The organism is Conexibacter woesei Iso977N (genome assembly GCF_000424625.1).
GTDB classification, from domain to species: domain Bacteria; phylum Actinomycetota; class Thermoleophilia; order Solirubrobacterales; family Solirubrobacteraceae; genus Baekduia; species Baekduia woesei_A.
This window is the reverse complement of sequence record NZ_AUKG01000005.1, coordinates 13,232-35,018: the sequence shown is the minus strand read 5'-3', so window position 1 is coordinate 35,018 and position 21,787 is coordinate 13,232. Positions and strand designations below refer to the sequence as shown.

The window sequence follows — 21,787 nt, the reverse complement described above, 5'->3', positions numbered from 1 at the left end:
CTATGACTGCGTGCGCCGGTCGGCGGCGCGGAGGGCGTCGGCGGTGGCGGGGATGGCGGTGGTGAGGTCGAGGTCGATGGGGGCGCCGGTGGGTGGGGTGTCGTCGCCGGGCGAGGGGCTGTCGAGGGCGTAGAGGAACGGCGAGAGGTAGGTGCCGGCGACCTTCGTCGGCGGCCAGAAGAGGGCGCGGCGTTCGGTCTCGCCTTCGGGCGCGGCGTCCCTGGCGTAGCGGACCCAGCGCTGCCCACGGCCGGTGAGGATCACGCCGCGGAGGATGGGGTGGAAGGGCTGCTCCTCGACCGGCGCGCCGGCGAGCTTCGCGATCGAGTGGGCGGCCGCGTCGGCCTGCTGGGCGGCGAGGCCGCCCTGCTTGATCGGGAACGACACGGCGTCGCCCGCGGCCCAGACGCTGGGGCTCGACACGACGCGGCCGTTGCGGTCGGCGAGGATGAAGCCGAGCTGGTCGGCTGGGAGGCCGGGGATCGCCGGGCCGGCGGCGGTCGGGAGGGCCACGGTGCGCTGCGCCTCCAGCGGGCGGTTGCCCGGGATCTTGCGCAGCTCGCCGTCCTGCTCGGTGACGATCGTCGCGGTCTCCACCGCGATGCCGACGGCCTCCAAGTCCTCGCGCAGCGCCGCGCTCGCCTTCGGCCCGAACATCCCCAGCGGCGCGTCCTCGGGCGTGTAGATGGTGATCTTGACGTCGTCCATCCCCATCCCGCGCGCGTCCCACGCGGTCATCAGCGCCAGCTCGTACGCGGGCAACGGCCACGAGCTCCCCGGCGGCACCACGAAGGCCACCGACTTGGTGTAGCCCTCCTCGATGTCGCGCAGCAGCCCGCCGAAGACCTCCGGGTCGCTGTCGGGCGTCCACGTCGCGGGCCGGTCATAGGCGCGAACGCTCTCCGCGCCGATGGCCACCAACAACGCGTCGTACGACAGCCGCGCGCCGCCGCGCGTCTCGATCTCCCGCGCCTGCGTGTGCACGTGCATCAGCGCGTCGTGCACCACGCGAACGCCCAGCTGCGGCGCGAGATCCGCCAGCCTGTGCGTCTTCGCGTGCCCGCGTCCGAACGGCGTCGCGGTCGACATCGGCCGGTAGACGAAGTGCTCCTCCGGGCTGATCAGCGTGACGTCGACGCGATCGCCCGCGAGGTCGCGCAGCGCCAGCGCGGCCTCCAGCCCCGCGACGCCGCCTCCTGCGATCAAGACGTTCATGGGCTCGATCCTACGCCGGGCCCCGTCCGTAGAAGGCCGCAGACCGTCCGCGTAGGAGCCCCGTCTCCTGCCCCGGACCGACTCGCTGTCCGGGCACCGGTCCGTTTCCGGTCCACCCTTGACGGCGCCCGCTCCGACATGCATATTGGTCACAAGCGCAAAGCGCATCCCGGCGACACGCTGCCACGTCGTCGCCGAAGGTCGACGGGGTGCTCAGCCCGTCCGACTCCCACCGCGTGCGGTGGCGGCGTCGTGGATGACCGGCGGCGCCGCCACCCTCGCGGCGCGGCGCTCAGGCCGCGGCGACGCCAGGCACGGCGCCGCGGGCAAGATCCACAACATGCTCGGCGATCGCCAGCGAGGACGTCGCCGCCGGCGACGGCGCGTTGCGCACCGCGACCACGCGCCCGAGCGTGTTGATGCGGAAGTCGTCGACCAGCGAGCCGTCGCGGTCGATCGCCTGGGCCCGCACGCCCGCGGGCGCGCGCTCGACGTCGCCGCGCCCCAGGGCCGGGACGAACGTCTGCGCCTCGGCGACGAACGCGCGCCCGTTGACCGACCCGCGCATCTCCCTCAGCCCCATCCTCCAGTGCCTCATCGCGAGCCTCCGGAACCCCGGCCAGCGCAGCGTCGCCGCCAGGTCGCGCGGCACGACGCGCCCCAAGGTGTAGCCCTCGCGCGCGAACGCCAGCACCGCGTTGGGCCCGATGTCCACGCCACCGTCCACGCGCCGCGTGAAGTGCACGCCCAGGAACGGGAACGCCGGATCGGGCACCGGGTAGATCAGCCCACGGACCAGGTTGGTGTGGTCGGCCTTCAACCGCATGTACTCGCCCCGGAACGGGACGATCGCCGGCCCGGCCTCGTCGCCCGCCAGCTGCGCGACGCGGTCGGACTGCAGCCCCGCGCAGAGGAACAGCCGGTCGAAGGCGTACGTCTCGCCATCGCCGGTCGTGACGCGGACCTCGTTGTTGGTGTTCTCGATCGCGCGCACCTCGCGCCCGAGCAGGATCTCCCCGCCGCCAGAGCGGACGTCGTCGGCCAGCGCGGCCGCGACCGCCTTGAAGTCCACGATCGCCGTCCGCGGCGAGTGCACCGCGGCGACGCCGACGACATGAGGCTCGACCGCCTGCAGCGCGTCGAGCCCCTCCAGCCACGCCAGGTCCGGCACGCCGTTCTCCGTCGCGCGCCGCTCGATCTCCCGCAGCCGCCCGATCTCGCCCGCGTCGCGCGCCACGACGAGCTTCCCGCACTCCTCGTACGGCAGCCCACGCGCCTCGCACAGCTCCTTCAACAGCCCCATCCCGCGCCGGCACAGCCGCGCCTTCAGCGACCCCGGCGCGTAGTAGAGCCCCGCGTGCGCGACCCCGGAGTTGTGCCCCGTCTGGTGCTGGGCGATCGCCGGCTCCTTGTCGAGCACGGTCACGCGCGCGCCCGGATCGGCCTCGGCCAGCCGCCGCGCGACCGCCAGCCCGACGATCCCGGCGCCGACGACGCCAATCCGCTCCGTGCCGCTCATCGCCCCTCAGGATCGCAGGCGCGGCGCCCGCGCGCCCTGCCCGTGCGATCAGGTCAGCAGCGCCGCGCCGACCCAGTCGGTCGCGCCGCGGGTCCCGCGCGGGGCGTAGAAGTAGCCGCCGCCGACGGGCGTCACGTAGTCGGTCATCGGCTCGCCCGCCAGCCGCCGCTGGATGACCTCGAACTGCTGCTGGATCGACCTGTTGTAGGCCAGGAACAGCAGCCCCTGGTCGAGCTGGCCGGCCGCGTCGATCCCGCGGTGGTAGTTGAAGGACTTGCGCAGGATCCGCTGGGCCTCGGTCTGCGGCGTGCGCGGGTTCGCCAGGCGGATGTGCGCGTCGAGCGGGATCCGCGCGCCCCTGGGATCGAGATCGTAGCGGGGATCTTGTCGTTCTTGGTCGCCGCCGATCGGCGCGCCGCTGTCCCGCGTGCGGCCGATCATGTTCTCCTGCTCCAGCAGCCCGACGCGGTCCCAGAACTCGGTGTGCATCCGGATCGTCCGGGCGACCTGGAACGTGCCACCGGACGCATCCCATAGGAGCTGCTCGCGATCGCCGCCCGCCGGGTTGGCGGTCCCGTCGCGGAAGCCGAACAGGTTGCGGCGCGCGCTCTGCGGGGTCGGGCCGCGGTCGGCGGCGGTGAAGCCGTCGATCGTCCAGCGGACCACGAACCGCCCGCGCAGCGGCCGCAGCAGCTCCCGGACCGCGTGGACGACCGTGTCGCGCTGCTGGGCCTCGATCGTCAGCAGGACGTCGCCGTGCGCGCGGTCGGGATCGATCGCGTCGTCGGCGAAGCGCGGCATCCGCGTCAGGCCGTCCGGCTGCCTGGACGCCAGCCCGTAGCGGTCGTCGAACAGCGACGCGCCGAACGCGATCGTCGTCGTCAGGCGGTCAGGCGCGATCGTCGTGCCAAGCATCCCGGAGTCCGGCGGCGGCTCGGAGGGCTCGCGGACGGCGAAGCTGTAGCCCTTGGCGAGATGCCGGGCCTGGCTGCTGAGCGTCGCCAGGCCGGTGAGCAGAGCTTCGCGATCGTTCGCGATCGCGTCGAGGGCGACCAGCGTCGCCTGCGCGCCCGGGGCGGTGAGGATCCCGGCCTGGTGCGCGCCGTCGAAGGCGACCGGCGCGTCGAGCGGGTTGTTGGTGGTGTCGGTCGGTGCGTCGTCGGCGGTCGCCTCGGTCGCCGCGCCCGCGCCCGCCAGCGACGCGGCGCCGAGGGCGGCGGAGCGGCGCAGGAACGTGCGGCGGTCGAGGCTCATCGCGCGGGGATCCTCGCCGGCCTCGGCGGGACCGCCGTCTCCAGCTCGTCGGGGACGCCGCTCAGCCCCTGCAGCGCCGCGCCGAGCTCGCCGAGCAGGTGCTCGCGCTCCGTGCGCGACAGCGTGGCGACGCGCGGGTAGGCGCCGCCGTGGGCGCGGCGGATCTTCGCGACGGTCGCCGCGAGACGGTCCAGGGAGGCACGCGACACGGCGAGCGCGTCGCCGCGCCCGGCGAGCACCGGCGCCAGCGTCCGCAGAACCACGCGCGTGGCCGCGATCCCGTCGGCGGTCGCGCGGACGCCGGAGTCGCTCGGGACGGTCGAGCCGAAGTCGTCGCGCTGGACGTCCTCCAGGATCTCGTGGGCGCGCGTGGCGTAGTCGAGCGGCGTGATCGCCGAGCCGGCGAGGACCGCGCGCAGGCGCGCGACGTCGGTGCGCAGGCGGCGGGCCGCCGGGAGGAGGTGGCGCGGCGCGGCGCCGGGCCACAGCCCGTGCTCGATGCGCGCCAGGCCGCCGGCGTCGCCGCCGATCGCGTCGCCCAGCGCGCCGAGCGCGCCGTAGGCGGCGCCCACCCGGCGCCACGACGAGTCGGCGCGCGCCCAGGCCGCGCGGGACGTGCCGGTGTCGCCGGTCGCCAGCGCGCGCTCCAGCGCCGCGGCGCGGGCTGCGAGCGTCCGGGCGCTGGCGCGCGCGTAGGCGCGGTACTCGGCGATAGGGTGCGTGAAGGCACTGGGCCTCAGCGGCGCGATCGCGACGCCGGCCGCGCCGGAGGCCAGCGACGCGACGTCCTGCGCGTCCGCGCCGGTCCCGTAGACGTGCGCCTGCGCACCGGCGCTCGAGGTCGCCGCCGGTGCCGCGCCCGCGCCGGCGATGTTCGGGACGGCCGGCCCGTCGCCGCCGCGGTGGTGGAGCGCCAGCTGGATCGCAAGCGTCAACGCGACCGCGAGGGTCACGAACGCGGCCGCTCGCAGGCCGTTCGATGCACGCCACGAGGCCAAGTCGCCACCGATCATAGAAGTGCAGGTGGGCTTCGTATAGGTTCGCGCCCGTGACCGGTCGCCTTCGCCTCTCGCCGCGCGTGTTGACCGCGGCGGCCCTGTCGACGCTCGCCGCCGCGTTGGTGGGCTGGCTGACGCTCGCGCACGGGTCCTCGCCCGCGGTGGACTCGACGACGCAGATCAAGCACGTGGTCGTGATCTTCGACGAGAACGAGTCGTTCGACCACTACTTCGGGACCTACCCGAACGCGGAGAACAGGGCAGGCGAGCATCCGTTCACCGCCAGGGGCGGGACGCCGTCGGTCGACGGCCTCACCCCGGCGCTGCTCACCGCCAACCCGAACAGGTACGACCCGGCGCGGCTCCCGCCCTCCAGGGCCCTGACGTGCGACGCGAACCACGCCTACTCGCCCGAGCAGGCCGCGTTCAACAACGGCGCGATGGACAAGTTCGTGGAGAACACCGGCGGCGCGTGCAGCGTCCCGGGCGGCAACCTGGTGATGGACTACTTCGACGGCAACACCGTCACCGGGCTGTGGAACCTCGCCCAGAACTTCTCGATGAGCGACAACTACTTCGGGTCGAGCTTCGGGCCGTCGACGCCGGGCGCGCTGAACCTGATCGCCGGCAGCACCCACGGCGCCAGCCCGGCCATCGGCAACTCGATCGTCGACGGCACGATGATCGCCGACCCCGACCCGGCGCTCGACGACTGCGCCAACGGGTCGGCGACGATGAGCGGCAGGAACGTCGGCGACCTGCTCAACGACAGGGGCGTGACGTGGGGCTGGTTCCAGGGCGGCTTCCGGCCGACCTCGCGCAGCAGCGCCGGCGTCGCCTCGTGCGGCTCAGCGCACAGGAACATCGGCGGCGCGAGCGTCGCGGACTACTCGGCCCATCACGAGCCGTTCATGTACTACGCCTCGACCGCCAACCAGCACCACCTGCCGCCGACGTCGGTCGCGAACATCGGCCACAGCGACCAGGCCAACCACCAGTACGACCTGGCCGACTTCGACAACGCGGTCAGGGCGGACAACCTGCCTCAGGTCTCGTTCCTGAAGGCCGCGGCGTTCGAGGACGGGCACCCGGGCTACAGCGACCCGCTGGACGAGCAGAACTGGATCGCGCGCGTCGTCAACGAGGTCGAGCAGTCGCCGGACTGGGCGTCGACCGCGATCGTCATCACCTACGACGACTCCGACGGCTGGTACGACCACGTCAACGCCGTCTCCAAGGGCTCCAACCTCTCCGACGGCAGCGACCAGGCGATCTGCAGGGGCGCGGCCGGCGCAGGCGACCCGGACTACGCGGGCCGCTGCGGTCCCGGTCCGCGGCTGCCGTTGTTGGTGGTGTCGCCGTGGGCGAAGACCAACGACGTCGAGTCCGCGCAGCTCGAGCAGGCGTCGGTCACCCGGTTCATCGAGGACAACTGGAACCTCGGGCGTCTCAGCAGCCTGAACAACCCGTCCTTCGACGCGCGCGCGGCGCCGGCCGGGCTCAACGCGCTGTTCGACTTCGCGGGCGGGACCCGCGCGCCGAAGGTCTACCTCGACCCGGCGACCGGCCAGGTCGTGAGCACGCCGCCGTCGGCGGTGACGTCGCCCAACGGCGCCGACGTCCCGGCGACGACAACGACCACGACGACCACGACGACCGGGACGACGCCGCCGCCCGGGACGACGACGACCACCGCGACGACGCCGGCGCCGCCGGCCACGACCCCGGCGAGGCCCGGCACGCCGTCGAGGTCGTCCGCGAGGCTCGGCGTCAGGCCGGCGTCCTACAGGGCCAGGCGCTCCGGCAAGAAGCTGACGCTCACCTTCACCTACAAGGGCGTGACCGCGTCCAAGGGCAGGCTCACGGTCTCGGCCAAGGCCATGCTCAACAGGAGGACTGTCGCCACCGCGGCGACCAAGACCATCAGGTCGGGCAGGGCCGCGCTGATCCTCAGGGCCAGGAAGGCCATCAAGAAGGGCAGGTACACCTTCACCTTGAGGTTCAGGCAGGGCAGGCTGACGGCAACGATCACCACCAAGGCCATCACCATCAGGTAGCGGGGCGCGTCGCCTCCAGCGCGGCGGCGAGCTCCGCCTCGAGGAACGGGTTGCTCGCGTACCCGAGGTCGCGCAGCGTGACCAGCGACGCGTGCAGCCGCGGGTCGCCGGTCCGGCCGGCGGCGGTCACGAAGGCGTCGTGCGTCCTGCGCGCGTCGTCCTCGTCCTCGGCGTAGAGGCAGTCCTCCAGGTACCCGACGTCGCCCAGCAGCGCGAGCGCGACGCGCGCCTCGTCGCGGACGCCCACGTGCTCGTGGTCGACGTTGGCCGCGAACAGCGCGCGGGCCTCGGGCGTGTCGAGCGGGCCGTCGCCGTGGTTGAGCCCCAGGCCGAAGATCGCCCAGTCGACCACGTCGTCGTCCTCGTCCCGGGCCAGCGCCAGCAGCGTGGCGTCGATCGCCGGGGCGTCCTCGAACTCGACCGCGAAGCCCGGCAGCGTGACGGCGACCATGTGCCGCACCTCGGCCGACGGGTGCCCGGCCAGCGCCAGGACCGGCCCCAGCAGCGCCGCGTCGACCAGCCTCCAGGAGGCGCGCAACAGCGCGACCGCCGCCGGCTCACCGGCCGCGGCCATCCGCTCGGCGACCAGCCCGATCAGCACGGCGCGCTGCGCGTCGTCGAACGTCGGCCCGTCCTCGACGAGGTACCCGGTCCCGTCGTCGCGCTCGACGAACCTGCCCTTCGGGGTCGACTCGATCAGCTCGCCGCCCAGCGCGACGCCGCCCTCCTCCCGGCTGCGCAGCATCCGCACGGCGAGCGGGAACGCGACCTGCGGGTCGCCCTGCGTCAGCTCGGAGGCGATCTCGCACCGCCGTTCCGGGTCGTCGGTGGCGATGCCCTCGGCCAGCAGCGCCTCGATCCGATCGTCGTCCATGATCATCCGATTGCTACAGGATCTCCCGCGGTCGCGTCGCGCGGACCTGCGGGAAACCACGGACCGACTCGGCCGCGCGCCACGGATGGCACGGCGCCCGCGCGCTGGCACCGTGGAGGCCATGCCCAGCGAAGGCCGCACCCTCCCGGATCCGCTCCGCGTCGTGATCGCCGGCGGTGGGGTCGCCGCGCTGGAGGCGCTCGCCGCCCTGGGCGCGGTGGTCCCGTGCCGGGTCACGCCGGTTCTGATCACCAAGACCATCAACTTCCGCTACCGCCCGCTGCTGCTCGGCGAGCCGTTCGGCCACGGCGCGCCGCGCGCCTACCCGCTGGACGGGATCGCCGCCGACCACGGCGCGGAGCTGATCGCCGACGACGTCGTCGAGGTCATGCCCGACATGCACGCGGTCCGGACCGCGGGCGACGCGCTCGTGCCCTACGACGTCCTGATCGTCGCGACCGGCGCGCGCGCCTACCCGGCCTTCCAGGACGGCATCGCGTTCGATCGCGAGACCAGCCCGGAGGACTTCGACGAGGCGCTCGCCGACCTCGGCGCCGGGCTCGCGCCGCACGTCGCGATCGTCGTCCCCGACGGCGTGACCTGGACGCTGCCCGCCTACCAGCTGGCCCTGCAGATCGCGGCCTGGGGCCGCTCCCACCACGCGAGCGCCAGCGTCGTCACGCTGCTCACGCCCGAGCGCAAGCCGCTGGAGGCCTTCGGCGAGACCGTCTCGCTCGAGGTCGCCGACCTCCTGGAGGCCGAGCGCATCGTCGTCCGGACCGGCGTGCACCCGGACGTCGTGACCGCCACCGCGCTGCGCGCCGGCGGGCGCTGGCTCGGCGCCGACCGGATCGTCGCGCTGCCGCTCCTGCAGGGCCCGCGCCTGCTCGGCCTCCCGCACGACGCGCACGGCTTCCTCGACACCACCAACATCCCGGACGTGCACGTCGCGGGCGACGCCGGCTGTGCCACCGCGATCAAGCAGGGCGGCCTGGCCGCCCAGCAGGCCGACGCCGTCGTCGCGCGGATCGCCCGGCGCTGCGGCGCACCCGCGCCCGCGCACGACCCCGAGCCGATGGTCCTGCGCGGGATCCTCGACACGCGCTCCGGCCCGCGCTTCCTGCGCGCCGCGCTCGACGATCCCGACGCGACCTCGACGTTCTCGCCGGAGCCACTGTGGTGGCCGCCGACCGCGGTCGCGACCCGTCGCCTCGCGCCCTACCTGGCGGGCCTGGAGGTCACCGCCCGCGTGTGACCCGGGGCTCGACCCGGGGCCTCACGGGTGCGATGGTGCGCTCTGCACGGGAGGCTGTCCGAGCAACCAACAACCCCAAGGAGCGCATCACCGATGAGCACCCCTGCCAACATCCCGTTGAAGCTCGAGGCCGTCATGCTCGGCGTCAGCGACGTCGACCGCACGAAGGCGTTCTACGAAGGCCTCGGCTGGCGCCTCGACGCCGACTTCGACCTCGACGACCACACCCGCATCGTCCAGTTCACGCCGCCGCAGTCGCCGGCGTCGATCCACTTCGGCACCAACGTCCAGACGCGCATGACCCCCGGCTCGCAGGAGTCGCTGGTGCTCGTCGTCGACGACATCGAGGCCGCCGTCGCCGAGCTGCGCGAGCGCGGCGCGGACGTCACCGACGTCTGGCACGGCCGCGGCTTCGGCGCCGAGGGCCACGAGCCCGGCCGCGATCCCGACGGCAGCTCCTACGGCTCCTTCGCCGCCTTCGAGGACCCGGACGGCAACCGCTACATGTTGCAGGAGATCAAGCAGCGCATCCCCGGGCGCGAGTGGTAACAGCGCCATGACCTCCTCCTCCACTCCCCGCACCTGGTTCGTCACCGGCAGCTCGCGCGGCCTCGGCCGCGCGATCGCCCAGGCGGCCATCGACCGTGGCGACAACGTCGTCGCCACGGCCCGCAACCCGCAGGATCTCGCCGGCCTCGTCGCGCAGGCGCCGGACCGCGTCCGCGCCATCGCGCTGGACGTCACCGACCCGGAGGCCGCGAACCTCAGCCTAAAGGCGGCCGTCGCCGCGTTCGGCCGGATCGACGTCGTCGTCAACAACGCCGGCTACGCCAACTCCGCCCCGATCGAGGAGATGGACCCGGACGACTTCCGCGCGCAGGTCGACGCCAACTTCTACGGCGTCGTCAACGTGACGCGCGCGGCGCTGCCGGTCCTGCGCGAGCAGCGCTCCGGCACGTTCGTGCAGGTCTCGTCGGTCGGCGGCCGCGTCGGCGGGACGCCCGGCATGGGCGCCTACCAGGCGGCGAAGTTCGCGGTCGAGGGCTTCTCCGAGGTCCTCGCCGCCGAGGTCGCGCCGTTCGGCGTCGACGTCGTGATCGTCGAGCCGGGCGCGTTCCGGACCGACTGGCAGGGCGCCTCGATGGAGCGCGCGCCGGTCGGCGCCGACTACGAGGCCAGCGTCGGCGCCGTGCACGCGATGCGCGACGCGACCGACGGCACCCAGCCCGGCGACCCCGAGCGCGCGGCGGAGATCATCGCCGAGGTGGTCGGCGACCCCGACCCGCCGCGGCGCCTGCTGCTCGGCGCCGCCGCCGTCGACCAGGCCCGCGCGGCCGGCGAGGCGCGCGCCGCCGAGCTCGAGCGCTGGGCGGGCACGAGCGCGTCGGCCGACTACGCGACGGTGGCGTGATCATGACCAACACCACGTGGTTGATCACGGGCGCGTCGTACGGCCTCGGCCGCGCGATCGCCGAGGAAGTGCTGGAACATGGTGACAACGCGGTCCTCGCGGCGCGCACGGTCCCGGCGCTCGAGGAGCTTGCCGCCCGCTACCCGGACACCGCGCTGCCCGTCGCGCTGGACGTGACCGACGGCCCGCAGCGGCGCGCCGCGGTCGCGGCGGCGCTGGGGCGCTTCGGCGCGATCGACGTCCTCGTCAACAACGCGGCGGTGGACTTCATCGGCGCGATCGAGGAGCAGGACGAGGCCGACTACCGGATGACCTTCGAGGTCAACCTGTTCGGCGCGATCGAGTTGATGCGGTTGGTCCTGCCCGGCATGCGCGCCCGGCGCAGCGGGACGATCGTCAACGTGTCGTCGATGGACGGCATCGCGAGCCTGCCGGCCAACGGCTACTACTCGGCCAGCAAGTTCGCCCTCGAGGGGCTGACCGAGGCGCTGTGGCAGGAGGTCGAGCCGATCGGCCTGCGGGCGTTGCTGGTCGAGGCCGGGTCGCTGCGCACCGGGATCGAGCAGCGCACCCGGGCGTCGGGCACGCCGATCGCCGACTACGCGGAGACCGCGGGCGCGTTCCGGGAGGCGGTCGGCAACGTCGCGCCCGAGAACTTCCCGGGCGACCCGGCGCGGGTGGCGGCGGCGATCCGGGAGGTCGTCGGCAGCGACGAGCGCCGCCACTGGGTGATCCTCGGCAGCGACGCGCACCGGCGCATCGGCGTCAAGCTCGGCCTGCTGCGCGCCGAGTACGACGCCGGCCGTGAGCTGGCGCTCTCGACCGACTACCCGGAGCAGGCGGCCGCGCCGGTGCTCTGAGCCGGAGGTGACGCACGGGCGGGTCTCGCGGGCGCAGTAGGGTGAGAGCCCCACGTTCGGCCGGGATCCGACCCCGTGCGACATCTTGTTCGAAGGGCCATGCAGCGGTGACACGCCACTCGTCAGAGACGCTCGACCTCGACGAATACGCAGCAGCGATCCTCACGACCCTCGGGATCCAGGTGCGTGAGCTGCGCAACGAGCACGGCTGGACGCAGCGGGAGCTCGCCGAGCGGGCGGGCGTGCACGTCAACGTCATCGGCTCGATCGAGCGTGGGCGCAGCGCGATGCGGATCAGCACGCTGGTGGAGATCTGCCGGGCGCTGCAGACGACGTGCGACGGGCTGATCGGCGAGACCGAGCGGCGTGTGAAGGCCCAGGGGCTGCCGCGCGTCAGGCCCGACGCCTAGGGCTGCGGGCCCTCGGCGGCTGCGGCGCGCATCGCCGCCAGCGCGTCGCGCAGGATGCGCGAGACGTGCATCTGCGACAGCCCGACGCGCTGGCCGATCTCGGCCTGCGTGAGGTCCTCGGCGAACCGCAGCCGGACGATCTCGCGGTCGCGCGGCGGCAGCCGGCGCGTCAGGTCGCCGAGGAAGCGCCGGTCCTCGGCGCGCGCGTAGCCGTCGTCGGTGACCGCCAGGCGGCGCTCCGCCGCGCGGTCACGGTCCTGGCCGTCGTCGTCGATCCCGACCGGCGTCAGCGACGTGTAGGAGCGGCCGTCGAGCGCCATGCGCGCCTCCAGGACGTCCTCCTCGGTCAGGCCGATCGCCGCGGCGATCTCGCCGACCGACGGCGGCGTGCCGTGCTGGGCGGTGAGCCGATCGGCGGTGCGGCTGACGGCCAGCGCCTGCTCCTGGAGGTCGCGCGGCGGGCGGACCGTCCAGCTGTGGTCGCGGAAGTGGCGGCGGACCTCGCCGAGCATCGTCGGCAGCGCGTAGCTGGAGAACGCGGCGCCGTTCGACGGATCGAAGCGGTCGATCGCCTTCAACAGCCCGACGGACGCGACCTGCAGGAGGTCGTCGAACGACTCCTGGCGGCGGCCGAAGCGCCCGACCGCGTGGCGGGCCAGCGGGAGATACCGCTCGACGAGCGCCTCGCGCAGCACGGGGTCGCGCGTCTCGGCGTACCGGCGCAGCAGCGCCTCGTCGCCGAGGGCGGCCGGGGCGATCGTCGTGCTGGTCACCCAAGCACCATCACCGGATCTGTCCGCCGGGAAACACGGCCTGCTGCCGCCGGTCAGGGCGCCGCGCCGCCCGCCTCGCCGGATCGCGCATGCGACCGCGGGCGAGGCGGGGAGGTCGCGCCGCTCTAGCCGTCCTTGCGGACGGAGCGCACGATGCGCCAGGCCGACGGCAGCACCGCCGCGCCGACCGCGGCCTTGATCAGGCCGCCGAGGATGAAGATCGTGAAGCCGTTGTGCACGACCCAGCCCCAGTCCTGGTCGGTCGCGAGCTTCAGGCCGACGAGGCCGAAGGCGAACACGATCAGCTGCTCGGCGGTGAACGCCGCGAACGCCGTGACGACCTTGCGGTCGCCGCCGCGCTCGGCCATCGCGCCGATCGCCCAGGCGGCGATCACGAAGCCGACGAGGTAGCCGCCGGTCGGGCCCCAGACCGTCGACCAGCCGGACGCGCCGTCGGCGTAGACCGGCAGCGCGAGGCCGGCCAGGACGTACAGCAGCAGCGCGGCACCGCCGCGGCGGGCGCCGAGCGTCGCGCCGACGAGGCCGACGGCCAGCGTCTGACCGGTGACCGGGACCGGCGACCCCGGCACGTGGACGGCGACCTGCGCGAGCAGCGCGGTCAGCGCGGCGCCCGCGAGCACCAGCGCGGCGTCCCGGGCCTTGGCCCCCGGGATCGCGTCGGTGAGCACGGCACGACGGCCCGCGCTCGGGTGAGCAACTGCGTAGTTCATGTTCCTGCTCCCTGTCTTCAACGGATACGGCGGCGCGGGACGCTATCGGCAGCGCCCCGCGGCGCGTCGTCCGGCCCCGCCGTTCTACGGGGACTCGACCGCCACCCGGATCCCGAAGGCGATCAGGATCGCGCCGCCGAGGCGCAGGAGCGTGGTCCTCACGCGCGGGTGGCGGGTCGCGCGGCGCGCGCGGGAGAAGATGATGGTGTAGGCGACGAGCGAGGCGAGGCCCGCGGTCGCGAAGACGAGGCCGAAGGCCGCGAGGTCCAGCGGGCTCGCGTCGTGGCCGAGGAACTGCGGGATCACGCTCGTGAAGACCAGCAGCGTCTTGGGGTTGGAGAGGTCGCAGAGCAACCCCTCGCGGAACGCACGGCGGGCGGGGACGGGGACGACCGCGGCGCGAGACTCGCCCGCCGCCGGCTCCTCGCCGAACGCGCCGCGCGCGAGCAGCAGCCGGACGCCGATGAACACCAGGTACGCCGCGCCGATCAGGCGGATCGCGGTGAACGCGGGCGCCGAGGCGACCAGCACCGCGGTCAGCCCCACGACGCTCGCGGCCATCCACACCAGGTCGGCGCTGAACACGCCCGCGCTGGTGACCAGCGCGCTGCGCGGGCCGCGCGTCAGCGCGTTCTTCATCACCAGCGTCGTCGCGGGCCCGGGCAGGGCGACGAGGACGAGCGCGGCGAGCAGGAACGACCAGAGCGAGGCCACGGCGGGACACGCTACCGGCGCGACGTGCCAGGGTGGAGCCATGACGACCTTCGACACGGAACAGACCGACCTGCTGCTGTCGACCACGCGCGCGGTCCGCAAGCGGCTCGACCTCGACCGCCCGGTCGAGCCCGAGGTGCTGCTGGAGTGCCTCGAGCTCGCCCACCAGGCGCCGATCGGCGGCAACGTCGAGGTCCGCAAGTGGGTCGTCGTCACCGAGCCGGGCCTCAAGAAGGCGCTCGCCGACATGTACCGCGAGCACGCGCTGCCCTACCTCGAGGCCAAGCAGGCGGCGGGCACCGACGATGTTGTCCAAGAACGCGTCGGCGACAGCGCGCTGTTCCTGGCCCACAACCTGGAGCGCGTCCCGGTCCTCGTGATCGCGTGCCTGACGTCGCCGATCGACCTGTCGCTCAACGCCAGCGCGGCCCCGACCTACGGCTCGGTCATGCCGGGCGTCTGGAGCTTCCAGCTCGCGCTGCGCTCGCGCGGCCTGGGCTCGGCGTGGACGACGCTGCACCTCGGCTCCGAGAACGCGGCCGCCGAGCTGCTCGGGATCCCGGCCGGCGTCACGCAGGCCGCGCTGCTGCCGGTCGCCTACACGAAGGGCACCGACTTCAGGCCCGCGCGGCGCGAGGCGATCCGCGATCAGGTCTCCTGGAACCGCTGGGGCGAGACGACGCCGCCCGCCTGACCAGGCCCGCGCCCCACCGCGTGGCATCCGTAGGGCACCCTAATGTAGGTTGCCCTAATGGCTTCACGTTCGACCCGCCGCCAGCTGCTGATCTCCGCTGCCGGCGCCGCCGCCCTGACCGCCGTCGGGTGCGGCTCCAGCAACGACGACAAGAACTCCGGGACGACCGCGGGCGCCGCCGGCGCCGCGGGCGGGCAGTACCCGCTGAAGGTCACCGACGCGTTCGGCACGGTCGCGATCGACAGCGCGCCCAAGCGCATCGTGACCTACGGCTACACCGACGCCGACCCGATGCTCGCACTCGGCGCGGTCCCGGTCGGGCTGCTGCAGTGGATCCCGCAGTGGAAGCGCGGCGTCGGCGTCTGGGCCGAGCCCGCGCTGAAGGGCGCGACGCCGGAGCTCTACGCGGGCAGCGAGATCGACTTCGAGGGCGTCGCGAAGTCGCGCCCGGACCTGATCCTGGCCGTGACCTACTCCTTCAGGAAGAGCGACTACGAGAAGCTCTCGAAGATCGCGCCGGTCGTCACCACGCCCGCCGGCTACCCGGACTGGGGCACGCCGTGGCAGGTCGCGACCAAGCAGCTCGGCGCAGCGCTCGGCAGGCCCGAGCAGGCCAAGCAGCTCGTCGCCGACGCCGAGGCCGAGTTCACCAGGGCCAAGAGCGACCACCCGCACTTCGCGGGCAAGGACGTGTTGATCGTCGCGCCGGACACCAACGGCAAGATGGCGGTGTTCGCGCCGACCGACACCCGCGGGCGCTTCGCGACCTCGCTCGGCTTCTCGCAGCCCGCCGCGATCGAGAAGCTCACCGGCAGGAGCTTCTACGCCGACATCTCCGAGGAGCGCTACGACCTGCTCGACGTCGACGCGCTGCTCGTCATGACCGACGACGCCAAGGCCGGCGCGGCGCTGGAGAGGTCGCCGCAGTTCCAGGCGTTGAAGGTCGTCAAGGAGGGGCGCGCGATCGTCACCAACGACCTCGAGCTCAACATGGCGATCTCGTCCTCGACGGTGCTGAGCATCCCGTACGCCTTGGACAGGGTCGTCCCGCAGCTGGACGCCGCGCTGACCAAGGTGTAGGTCTTCAGCGCCCCGCGGCGCGGCCGCCGTCCACGTGGAGGATCACGCCGGTCACGAACGACGCGGACTCCAGGTACATGATCGCCTGGGTGACGTCGGCGACCTCGCCGATCCGGCCGAGCGGGTGCATGGCGGCGATCGCGTCCTGGTCGCCGCCGGCGCTCAGCGGCGTCCGGATCACGCCGGGCGCGACCGCGTTGACGCGGATCCGCTGGGGCGCCAGCTCGGTCGCCAGCGAGCGCGTCGCCGCGGCGATCCCGCCCTTGGTCAGCGCCGCGAGGACCGCGGGATCCTTGACGTCGGGCTGCTCGACCAAGGCGGTGGTGATGCTCACGACGTGGCCGCCGTCGCCGTGGGCGAGCATCGCCGAGACCGCGTGGCGGGTCATCTCGAAGAAGCCGCCGACGTTGATGGTGGACATGCGGTCGTAGTCCTCGCGCGTGCACTCCAGGAACGGCTTGCCGATGAAGATCCCGGCGTTGTTGACCAGCGTGTCGACGCGGCCGAAGCGCTCCAGCGCGGTGGCGACGGCGCGCTGCGCGGTCGCCGGGTCGGCGACGTCGCCGGAGACCGCGGCAAGGCCATCATCTTGGGACGGCGGCATGGCGCGGGCGACGCCGACGACGGCGTGGCCGGCCGCGCGGTAGGCGGCGGCGATCCCGGCGCCGATGCCCGACGACGCCCCGGTGACGATCGCGACGTGCATGCGACGCAGGATCGCAGGCGTCAGCGGCCCGCGTTGGCGGAGACGTAGCGGGCGACCGCCCGGATCTCCGCGTCCGACAGCTGGCCGGCGAACGGCGGCATCGCGCCGCCGCCGTGCGTGACCTGGCGGACGGCCTTGGCGAACGTGGGCCTGACGTGGTCGAGGTCGGGCCCGACCTGGCCCTTGGCGCCCGCGGCGGCGAGCGTGTGGCAGTTCGAGCAGCCGACGGTCGTGAAGATCTGGTGGCCGTCGACGGCGGCGGTGGTCTTCGTCGTCAGGGGCGCTTGGGCGTGCGACCCGCCGCCGCAGCCCGCGGTGGCGAGGGCGGTGGTGGCGGCGAGCGCCGTGAGCAAGGTGGTGGTCTTGGTCATCTAGATCGAGGTGGTGGGGTCGGGGGTGGCTGCGGGCGCGGCCGGGCGGGTCGAGCCGCCGCAGCCGGGGGAGATGCGGGCGCCGATCGCCTTGCCGGCGCGGCTGTTGGCCGCGAGCGCCCGGATCAGCGCGACGGCGCGGGCGCGGTCGCCGGCGCGCGCGGCGTCCTGCAGGCGGCCGGCGAGGTCGGCCTGGCGGATCAGGTGCTGGGCGTAGCGGCGGATGTCGTCGTTCACGCGCAGCGCGAGCAGGCGGCGGGCCGCGTCGAGCGTCGCGGCGACGACCTGCGGCCCGGAGCGGGCGACGGTGTCCGGGCTGTCGAGCGGGTCGAGGCCCGCGAGCCGGTCGTGGGCACGCAGGCAGACGGCGTCGGCCCTGGCGCGCAGCTCGTCGCCGGCGGCGCTGCGGTCGTCGGTGAACGCGCCGACGGCCAGCAGGCCGCCGAGCAGCAGGGGCAGCGCCAGCGCGGCCAGTGCGGCGCGCGCGATGCGGGATCGGTGGAGCATCGAGGCTCCCTTCCTGAAGGTGATGGTGTCGGTCGGTCACCCGCGCGGGCGCGGGCGAGGCGTGACGCGTGCGGCGGCGCTCAGGCGGCGTGCGGCGGCGCCCGGCCCGCGAGGCGGCGGGCCAGCAGCAGGCCGCCGTGGCGGCGGCGCGAGGCGGCGCGGCGCCGGACCGGCGGGGCGCTGCGGACGATCCGGGGGCGCCGCGCCGGCACCGGACGGCGGCGGCGCGCCGCGTCCAGGCGCGCCTCGCCGACGTAGCGGCCGTCGAGCAGGAACGCGACGAGCGCCAGCACGGGCAGGACCGACAGCCAGGCCGCGTCGAGCTCCGGGAACGCCAGGTGCGACACGGCCCACGCGGCCGCGACGGCGGCGACGAGGAGCAGCGTGCGGGCGTGCCGGGCCATCGCGTCGCATCCTACGCCGCCGGACGGCGTAAGGTCCGCGGATGCTCGGGTCCAGGACGGTCGTTGTTGTCGCACTTGCTTGTGCGTCGTTGTCCGCGGCGGGGGTCGCCGCAGCCGCGGAGCCCGCGAGCGTCGACACGCGGATCGGCACGCAGGAGGGCGCGCCGGACTTCGGGACCGGCGGCGGCGCGGGCGCGACCTACCCGGGCGCGGTCGCGCCGTTCGGGATGGTCCAGCTCAGCCCCGACACGGCGCCGGGGATCGACAACCCGGCGGGCGGCTACTCCTACGTCGACCACCAGATCAAGGGCTTCAGCCTCACGCACCTCTCCGGCGCGGGCTGCGCGGGGCTCGGCGACGTGCCGCTGCTGCCGACGACGCACGCGATCGACGCGGCGCCGTCGCTGAAGGGCTCCTACGACCTCAACCCGCGCTACGTCGCCAAGTACACGCACAAGGGCGAGATCGCGCGGCCGGGCGACTACCGCGTGACGCTGAACCCGGGGCGGTCGGCGATCCGGACCGAGCTCACCGCCCGCACGCGCGCGGGCACGCTGCGCGCGACGTTCCCGGCAAGCGCGCGGCGGGCGTCGATCGTCGTCAACGCGGGCGGCAGCGCGATGGGCAACACGCTGTCGGACCTGCAGGTGGACGCGCAGCGGCGCGAGATCAGCGGGACCGTCGCCAGCGGGGGCTTCTGCTACGCCCGCGACCGCTACACCCTGCACTTCGCCGTCCGCTTCGACCGGCCGTTCGCGGCGTCCGGGACCTGGAAGGGCACGACGCTGCACCGCGGCGCGCGCTCGGTCCACGACGCGGTCGCCGACAGGCCCGGCCCGCTGTTGTTGCAGTACAAGCGGATCGGCGGCGGGCCGAAGGCGGTCAAGGGCAACCCGACCAAGGGCACGCAGGCGGGCGCGTACGCGACGTTCGCGCTCGGCCACGCGCGGGCCGTGACCGCGAAGGTGGCGATCTCGCTCGTGTCGGTCGACGGCGCGCGGCGCAACCTCGCGGCCGACGGCGGCGGCTCGTTCGCCGCGATGCGCGCGGCGGCGACGCGGGCGTGGGCCGAGCGCCTCGGGCGCCTGCGCGTCAGCGGCGGCACGGCGGCCGACCGGACGATGTTCGACACGTCGCTCTACCACGCACAGGTGATGCCGAACGTCGTCTCCGACGTGGACGGCAGGTACATGGGGGAGGACGGCAGGGCCCATCGCGCGGCCGGGTTCAGCAAGTACTCCAACATCTCCGGCTGGGACACGTACCGCTCGCAGCTGCCGCTGATGGCGATGGTCGCGCCGCGCGAGGCGTCGGACCTCGTGCGCTCGATGGTCGCCGACCAGCAGGACGGCGGCAGCCTGCCGAAGTGGGCGGCGCTCTCGGGGCAGACCAACGTGATGGTCGGCGACCCGGCCGACCTGCTGATCGCGGGCGCCTACGCGTTCGGGGCGCGCGGGTTCGACAGGGCCGCGGCGCTGCGGGCGATGGTCGCGGGGGCGACGCAACCCAAGGTCATTGCCAACGGCGGCTACGTCGAGCGCGCGGGGCTGGAGGACTACCTGCGACTCGGCTACGTCGGCCATGAGCAGAACACCGACAGCCCGGGGCAGACGGTCACGCCGTCGAGGGTCTGGGGGACGGCGGCGACGACGCTCGAGTACGCGCTGGCGGACTTCGGGATCGCGCGGCTCGCGGCGGCGGCCGGCGACGGCACGACCTGCGCGACGTTCGCCGGGCGCGCCGGGAACTGGCGCAACGTCTTCGACCCGGCGACCGGGCTGATGCAGCCGCGCGACGCGTCGACCGGCGCGTTCGTGCCGGTCGCTGCGACCGGCGGCGACGGGTTCGTCGAGGGCACCGCGGCGCAGTACACGTGGTTCGTGCCGCAGGACGTCGCGGGGCTGACCGCGGCGCTCGGCGGCGCCGACACGGCCCGCGCGCGGCTCGACGCGTTCTTCACCGAGCTGAACGCGGGCGCGGCCAGCGACCACGCGTTCCTGGGCAACGAGCCCACGCTGCTGACGCCGTTGTTGTACGACTGGCTCGGCCGCCCGGCGGCGGGCGCGGGCATCGTCCGCAAGGCGTTGTTGGGGCTCTACCACCCGGAGCCCGGCGGCTTCCCGGGCAACGACGACGGCGGGCAGATGTCGGCGTGGTACGTCCTCGGCGCGCTCGGGCTCTCGCCGGCCGTGCCCGGGACCGGCGTGCTCGCGCTGTCCGGTCCGCTGTTCCCGCACGCGACGCTGACGCTGGCGGGCGGCAGGACCGTGCAGCTCGACGCGCCGGCCGCCGCCCGCGGCAACCCCTACATCAACGCGGTGACCGTCGACGGCAAGCCCTACAACAACACCTGGCTGCCGTTCGACCGCCTCACGGCGAGCAGGCACACCAGGATCGCGTTCTCGCTGTCGGGCAGCGCGGCGCAGTCCTGGGGCACCGGCGCGGACGCCGTCCCGCCCTCCTACGGCGGCGCGGCGGCCTGCGCGGGCTGAAGCCTGGCGCGTTGTGGCGTCACCCTCCTGACGATGCGGCCTCGGAAATGCCGGCAAAGGAGGAGAGTGGGAGGTCTGGCGCAACCCCAGCGACCCGGTCACGTCAGCACCGGAAGGTTCCGCAACGCTGGAGGAGGCACCCGATGTCGATTGCCGTCCCGCCCGCGCGCGTCAGCGCGCATCCCGGCGACCCGCCCGCCGATCAACGGTTGCTGTCCCGGTTCGCGGCCACCCGCGCGGCGCCCGACCGCGAGCGGCTCGTGCACCGCTACCTGCCGCTGGCGCGCTACGCGGCCAACCACTACGCGCGCGACGCCGACGCCTTCGACGACCTGATGCAGGTCGCCAGCGTCGGGCTGCTCAAGGCGATCGACCGCTTCGATCCCGAGAACGGCGCGTCGTTCCCGAGCTACGCGCTCCCGACGATGTTCGGGGAGCTGCGCCGCCACTTCCGCGACCACAGCTGGGCGGTGCGCCCGCCGCGCACGCTGCTGGAGCACGCGCTCCAGGTCGAACGGGCGACGACGACGCTGACCGAGGTGCTCGGCCGCTCGCCCGCGGTCGACGAGGTCGCCGCGCACACCGGGCTGAGCTGCGAGCAGGTCCTGGACGCCCGCGAGGCGGCGGTCGCGCACACCGCGACGTCGCTGTCGGCGCCGGTCGGCGACGGCGACGGGGACGCCGTCGAGCTCGGCACGCGCCTCGGCTCCGACGACACCGGCTACGCGCACGTCGAGGACCGCGCGACGGTGACGTCGCTGACCCGCGTGCTCAGCCTCCGCGACCGCGAGATCGTCCGCCTGCGGCTGGAGGAGGACCTCACCCAGCGCGAGATCGGCGACCGCGTCGGCCTCTCGCAGATGCACGTCTCGCGGATCCTGCGCGACGCGCTGTCCGCCCTGCGGCTGGCGGCGGCCGCCTGAGCGCGCCTCAGACCGCCGGGGTCTGACGGGTCTCGACCGCCTTGATGGTGGTGTCGAACGCCTTGCTCAGCTGGCCCCTGCCGACGGTGCCGAGGACCGCGCCGAGCACCTTGCCCTTGAGGTTCTTGCCGTCGCGCACGACGACGACGTCGATGTTCGTCGTCCCGTCGGGGTTCTCGGTCAACGTGTAGGTGTGGCCCGACGCGCCGCCCCAGGTGTTGGAGTCGGTGGTCGTCAGGACGATCCTCCGGGGGTCGGACCAGTCGTAGGTCAGGCGCTCCCAGATCCCGCCGTTGCCCTCGGTGACGTCGGCGGTCGCCGGTCCCTGGCTGTGCACCTTCATGTCCTTGTCGGACGAGTTCGGGAACACCTCCTTGCGGCCGGGCCCGAAGTCGGTGAGCGCGGCGACGAACTGCGCGGGGGTCGCCGTGGTGGTCTTGGTGAAGTGGATGGTCGACATGGGAGCAAGTCTCTCGCCGCGTGCAAGCCGTCGCACCCGTGCGGCACCCTGGTCGCCGACGGCACACGGGCCCGGGCGC

23 protein-coding genes are annotated in these 21,787 nt (G+C 74.1%); 10 read left to right on the top strand and 13 right to left on the bottom strand.

Features of this window, described 5'->3' with window-relative positions; translation table 11 throughout:
* The 4 genes from H030_RS0126495 to H030_RS0126480 all read right to left on the bottom strand — a co-directional run bounded on the left by H030_RS0126495 (position 1) and on the right by H030_RS0126480 (position 4,923).
* A complete protein-coding gene (locus tag H030_RS0126495) occupies positions 1-1,215 on the bottom strand; it encodes an NAD(P)/FAD-dependent oxidoreductase (RefSeq protein ID WP_027008347.1) in 1,215 nt (404 codons plus the stop codon).
* Between the two features lie 292 nt (positions 1,216-1,507).
* Positions 1,508-2,734, bottom strand: a complete 1,227-nt coding sequence (lhgO, locus tag H030_RS0126490; protein WP_027008346.1) for an L-2-hydroxyglutarate oxidase — start codon at positions 2,732-2,734, stop codon at positions 1,508-1,510.
* Between the two features lie 48 nt (positions 2,735-2,782).
* Positions 2,783-3,988, bottom strand: a complete 1,206-nt coding sequence (locus H030_RS0126485; RefSeq protein WP_027008345.1) for a Dyp-type peroxidase — start codon at positions 3,986-3,988, stop codon at positions 2,783-2,785.
* Complete coding sequence (locus tag H030_RS0126480) at positions 3,985-4,923, bottom strand: hypothetical protein (RefSeq protein ID WP_196809284.1); 939 nt, start codon at positions 4,921-4,923, stop codon at positions 3,985-3,987. Before H030_RS0126480 ends, H030_RS0126485 begins: the two co-directional genes overlap by 4 nt.
* 113 nt (positions 4,924-5,036) lie before the next feature.
* Here H030_RS0126480 and H030_RS35480 point away from each other — a divergent pair, with 113 nt between their 5' ends.
* Positions 5,037-7,043: a phospholipase C gene (locus H030_RS35480; protein WP_081691200.1), complete on the top strand. Its 2,007-nt coding sequence runs from the start codon at positions 5,037-5,039 to the stop codon at positions 7,041-7,043.
* Here the strand turns inward: H030_RS35480 and H030_RS0126470 are convergent.
* On the bottom strand, positions 7,036-7,917 hold the full coding sequence (locus H030_RS0126470; protein ID WP_155892294.1) for a hypothetical protein: 882 nt from the start codon (positions 7,915-7,917) through the stop codon (positions 7,036-7,038). The genes H030_RS35480 and H030_RS0126470 overlap by 8 nt on opposite strands.
* Before the next feature lie 121 nt (positions 7,918-8,038).
* On the opposite strand from H030_RS0126470, the gene H030_RS0126465 reads away from it, so the two are divergent.
* The 5 genes from H030_RS0126465 (at position 8,039) to H030_RS35470 (ending at position 11,853) form a co-directional block, all read left to right on the top strand.
* The gene (locus tag H030_RS0126465) at positions 8,039-9,172 is read left to right on the top strand and encodes an FAD-dependent oxidoreductase (protein WP_027008342.1); all 1,134 of its coding nucleotides are present in this window, start codon (positions 8,039-8,041) and stop codon (positions 9,170-9,172) included.
* Between the two features lie 93 nt (positions 9,173-9,265).
* The gene (locus tag H030_RS35475; RefSeq protein WP_035130222.1) at positions 9,266-9,721 is read left to right on the top strand and encodes a VOC family protein; all 456 of its coding nucleotides are present in this window, start codon (positions 9,266-9,268) and stop codon (positions 9,719-9,721) included.
* A 7-nt stretch (positions 9,722-9,728) separates the two neighbouring features.
* Positions 9,729-10,583 (top strand): oxidoreductase, encoded by an 855-nt coding sequence (locus H030_RS0126455; RefSeq protein WP_027008341.1) that lies wholly within the window; start codon positions 9,729-9,731, stop codon positions 10,581-10,583.
* Positions 10,584-10,585: 2 nt separating this feature from the next.
* Positions 10,586-11,443 carry an SDR family NAD(P)-dependent oxidoreductase gene (locus H030_RS0126450; protein ID WP_027008340.1) on the top strand — a complete coding sequence of 286 codons (858 nt, stop codon included), beginning with the start codon at positions 10,586-10,588 and terminating at the stop codon, positions 11,441-11,443.
* 107 nt (positions 11,444-11,550) lie between these two features.
* On the top strand, positions 11,551-11,853 hold the full coding sequence (locus H030_RS35470; RefSeq protein WP_035130219.1) for a helix-turn-helix domain-containing protein: 303 nt from the start codon (positions 11,551-11,553) through the stop codon (positions 11,851-11,853).
* Here H030_RS35470 and H030_RS35465 read toward each other — a convergent pair.
* The 3 genes from H030_RS35465 to H030_RS0126430 form a co-directional block, all read right to left on the bottom strand.
* A complete protein-coding gene (locus H030_RS35465) occupies positions 11,850-12,626 on the bottom strand; it encodes a SigB/SigF/SigG family RNA polymerase sigma factor (protein ID WP_051223798.1) in 777 nt (258 codons plus the stop codon). The two genes, H030_RS35470 and H030_RS35465, sit on opposite strands and share 4 nt — an antisense overlap.
* Before the next feature lie 125 nt (positions 12,627-12,751).
* Positions 12,752-13,357 carry a biotin transporter BioY gene (locus H030_RS0126435; RefSeq protein WP_027008339.1) on the bottom strand — a complete coding sequence of 202 codons (606 nt, stop codon included), beginning with the start codon at positions 13,355-13,357 and terminating at the stop codon, positions 12,752-12,754.
* Positions 13,358-13,441: 84 nt separating this feature from the next.
* Positions 13,442-14,071: a LysE family translocator gene (locus tag H030_RS0126430; RefSeq protein ID WP_027008338.1), complete on the bottom strand. Its 630-nt coding sequence runs from the start codon at positions 14,069-14,071 to the stop codon at positions 13,442-13,444.
* A gap of 40 nt (positions 14,072-14,111) precedes the next feature.
* Between H030_RS0126430 and H030_RS0126425 the strand changes: the two genes are divergently transcribed.
* A complete protein-coding gene (locus H030_RS0126425; RefSeq protein ID WP_027008337.1) occupies positions 14,112-14,765 on the top strand; it encodes a nitroreductase family protein in 654 nt (217 codons plus the stop codon).
* Positions 14,766-14,822: 57 nt separating this feature from the next.
* Complete coding sequence (locus H030_RS0126420) at positions 14,823-15,845, top strand: iron-siderophore ABC transporter substrate-binding protein (RefSeq protein WP_027008336.1); 1,023 nt, start codon at positions 14,823-14,825, stop codon at positions 15,843-15,845.
* A 4-nt stretch (positions 15,846-15,849) separates the two neighbouring features.
* On the opposite strand, the gene H030_RS0126415 is transcribed toward H030_RS0126420, so the two are convergent.
* From H030_RS0126415 to H030_RS0126400, 4 genes are all read right to left on the bottom strand, one after another.
* Entirely contained in the window at positions 15,850-16,560 is a 711-nt protein-coding gene (locus tag H030_RS0126415) for an SDR family NAD(P)-dependent oxidoreductase (RefSeq protein ID WP_419470655.1), read from the bottom strand.
* An 11-nt stretch (positions 16,561-16,571) separates the two neighbouring features.
* On the bottom strand, positions 16,572-16,922 hold the full coding sequence (locus H030_RS35460; RefSeq protein ID WP_051223797.1) for a c-type cytochrome: 351 nt from the start codon (positions 16,920-16,922) through the stop codon (positions 16,572-16,574).
* Positions 16,923-17,429, bottom strand: a complete 507-nt coding sequence (locus tag H030_RS0126405; protein ID WP_027008335.1) for a hypothetical protein — start codon at positions 17,427-17,429, stop codon at positions 16,923-16,925. It abuts the gene before it with no gap.
* Between the two features lie 80 nt (positions 17,430-17,509).
* The gene (locus H030_RS0126400; RefSeq protein ID WP_027008334.1) at positions 17,510-17,833 is read right to left on the bottom strand and encodes a hypothetical protein; all 324 of its coding nucleotides are present in this window, start codon (positions 17,831-17,833) and stop codon (positions 17,510-17,512) included.
* A gap of 41 nt (positions 17,834-17,874) precedes the next feature.
* Between H030_RS0126400 and H030_RS35455 the strand changes: the two genes are divergently transcribed.
* Together H030_RS35455 and H030_RS0126390 are read left to right on the top strand one after the other, a co-directional pair.
* On the top strand, positions 17,875-20,325 hold the full coding sequence (locus H030_RS35455; protein ID WP_081691197.1) for a GH92 family glycosyl hydrolase: 2,451 nt from the start codon (positions 17,875-17,877) through the stop codon (positions 20,323-20,325).
* A gap of 143 nt (positions 20,326-20,468) precedes the next feature.
* Positions 20,469-21,248, top strand: a complete 780-nt coding sequence (locus tag H030_RS0126390; RefSeq protein WP_027008333.1) for a SigB/SigF/SigG family RNA polymerase sigma factor — start codon at positions 20,469-20,471, stop codon at positions 21,246-21,248.
* Positions 21,249-21,255: 7 nt separating this feature from the next.
* On the opposite strand, the gene H030_RS0126385 is transcribed toward H030_RS0126390, so the two are convergent.
* Positions 21,256-21,708: an SRPBCC family protein gene (locus tag H030_RS0126385; RefSeq protein WP_027008455.1), complete on the bottom strand. Its 453-nt coding sequence runs from the start codon at positions 21,706-21,708 to the stop codon at positions 21,256-21,258.
* Positions 21,709-21,787: the final 79 nt, after the last annotated feature.

What these genes read in the sequence shown, in the direction of transcription:
- H030_RS0126495 (WP_027008347.1), bottom strand. Translation starts at nt 1,215, where the DNA reads ATGAACGTCTTGATCGCAGGAGGCGGCGTCGCGGGGCTGGAGGCCGCG.
- lhgO (WP_027008346.1), bottom strand. Translation starts at nt 2,734, where the DNA reads ATGAGCGGCACGGAGCGGATTGGCGTCGTCGGCGCCGGGATCGTCGGG.
- H030_RS0126485 (WP_027008345.1), bottom strand. Translation starts at nt 3,988, where the DNA reads ATGAGCCTCGACCGCCGCACGTTCCTGCGCCGCTCCGCCGCCCTCGGC.
- H030_RS0126470 (WP_155892294.1), bottom strand. Translation starts at nt 7,917, where the DNA reads ATGGACGACGATCGGATCGAGGCGCTGCTGGCCGAGGGCATCGCCACC.
- H030_RS0126465 (WP_027008342.1), top strand. Translation starts at nt 8,039, where the DNA reads ATGCCCAGCGAAGGCCGCACCCTCCCGGATCCGCTCCGCGTCGTGATC.
- H030_RS35475 (WP_035130222.1), top strand. Translation starts at nt 9,266, where the DNA reads ATGAGCACCCCTGCCAACATCCCGTTGAAGCTCGAGGCCGTCATGCTC.
- H030_RS0126455 (WP_027008341.1), top strand. Translation starts at nt 9,729, where the DNA reads ATGACCTCCTCCTCCACTCCCCGCACCTGGTTCGTCACCGGCAGCTCG.
- H030_RS0126450 (WP_027008340.1), top strand. Translation starts at nt 10,586, where the DNA reads ATGACCAACACCACGTGGTTGATCACGGGCGCGTCGTACGGCCTCGGC.
- H030_RS0126435 (WP_027008339.1), bottom strand. Translation starts at nt 13,357, where the DNA reads ATGAACTACGCAGTTGCTCACCCGAGCGCGGGCCGTCGTGCCGTGCTC.
- H030_RS0126425 (WP_027008337.1), top strand. Translation starts at nt 14,112, where the DNA reads ATGACGACCTTCGACACGGAACAGACCGACCTGCTGCTGTCGACCACG.
- H030_RS0126420 (WP_027008336.1), top strand. Translation starts at nt 14,823, where the DNA reads ATGGCTTCACGTTCGACCCGCCGCCAGCTGCTGATCTCCGCTGCCGGC.
- H030_RS35460 (WP_051223797.1), bottom strand. Translation starts at nt 16,922, where the DNA reads ATGACCAAGACCACCACCTTGCTCACGGCGCTCGCCGCCACCACCGCC.
- H030_RS0126405 (WP_027008335.1), bottom strand. Translation starts at nt 17,429, where the DNA reads ATGCTCCACCGATCCCGCATCGCGCGCGCCGCACTGGCCGCGCTGGCG.
- H030_RS0126400 (WP_027008334.1), bottom strand. Translation starts at nt 17,833, where the DNA reads ATGGCCCGGCACGCCCGCACGCTGCTCCTCGTCGCCGCCGTCGCGGCC.
- H030_RS35455 (WP_081691197.1), top strand. Translation starts at nt 17,875, where the DNA reads ATGCTCGGGTCCAGGACGGTCGTTGTTGTCGCACTTGCTTGTGCGTCG.
- H030_RS0126390 (WP_027008333.1), top strand. Translation starts at nt 20,469, where the DNA reads ATGTCGATTGCCGTCCCGCCCGCGCGCGTCAGCGCGCATCCCGGCGAC.
- H030_RS0126385 (WP_027008455.1), bottom strand. Translation starts at nt 21,708, where the DNA reads ATGTCGACCATCCACTTCACCAAGACCACCACGGCGACCCCCGCGCAG.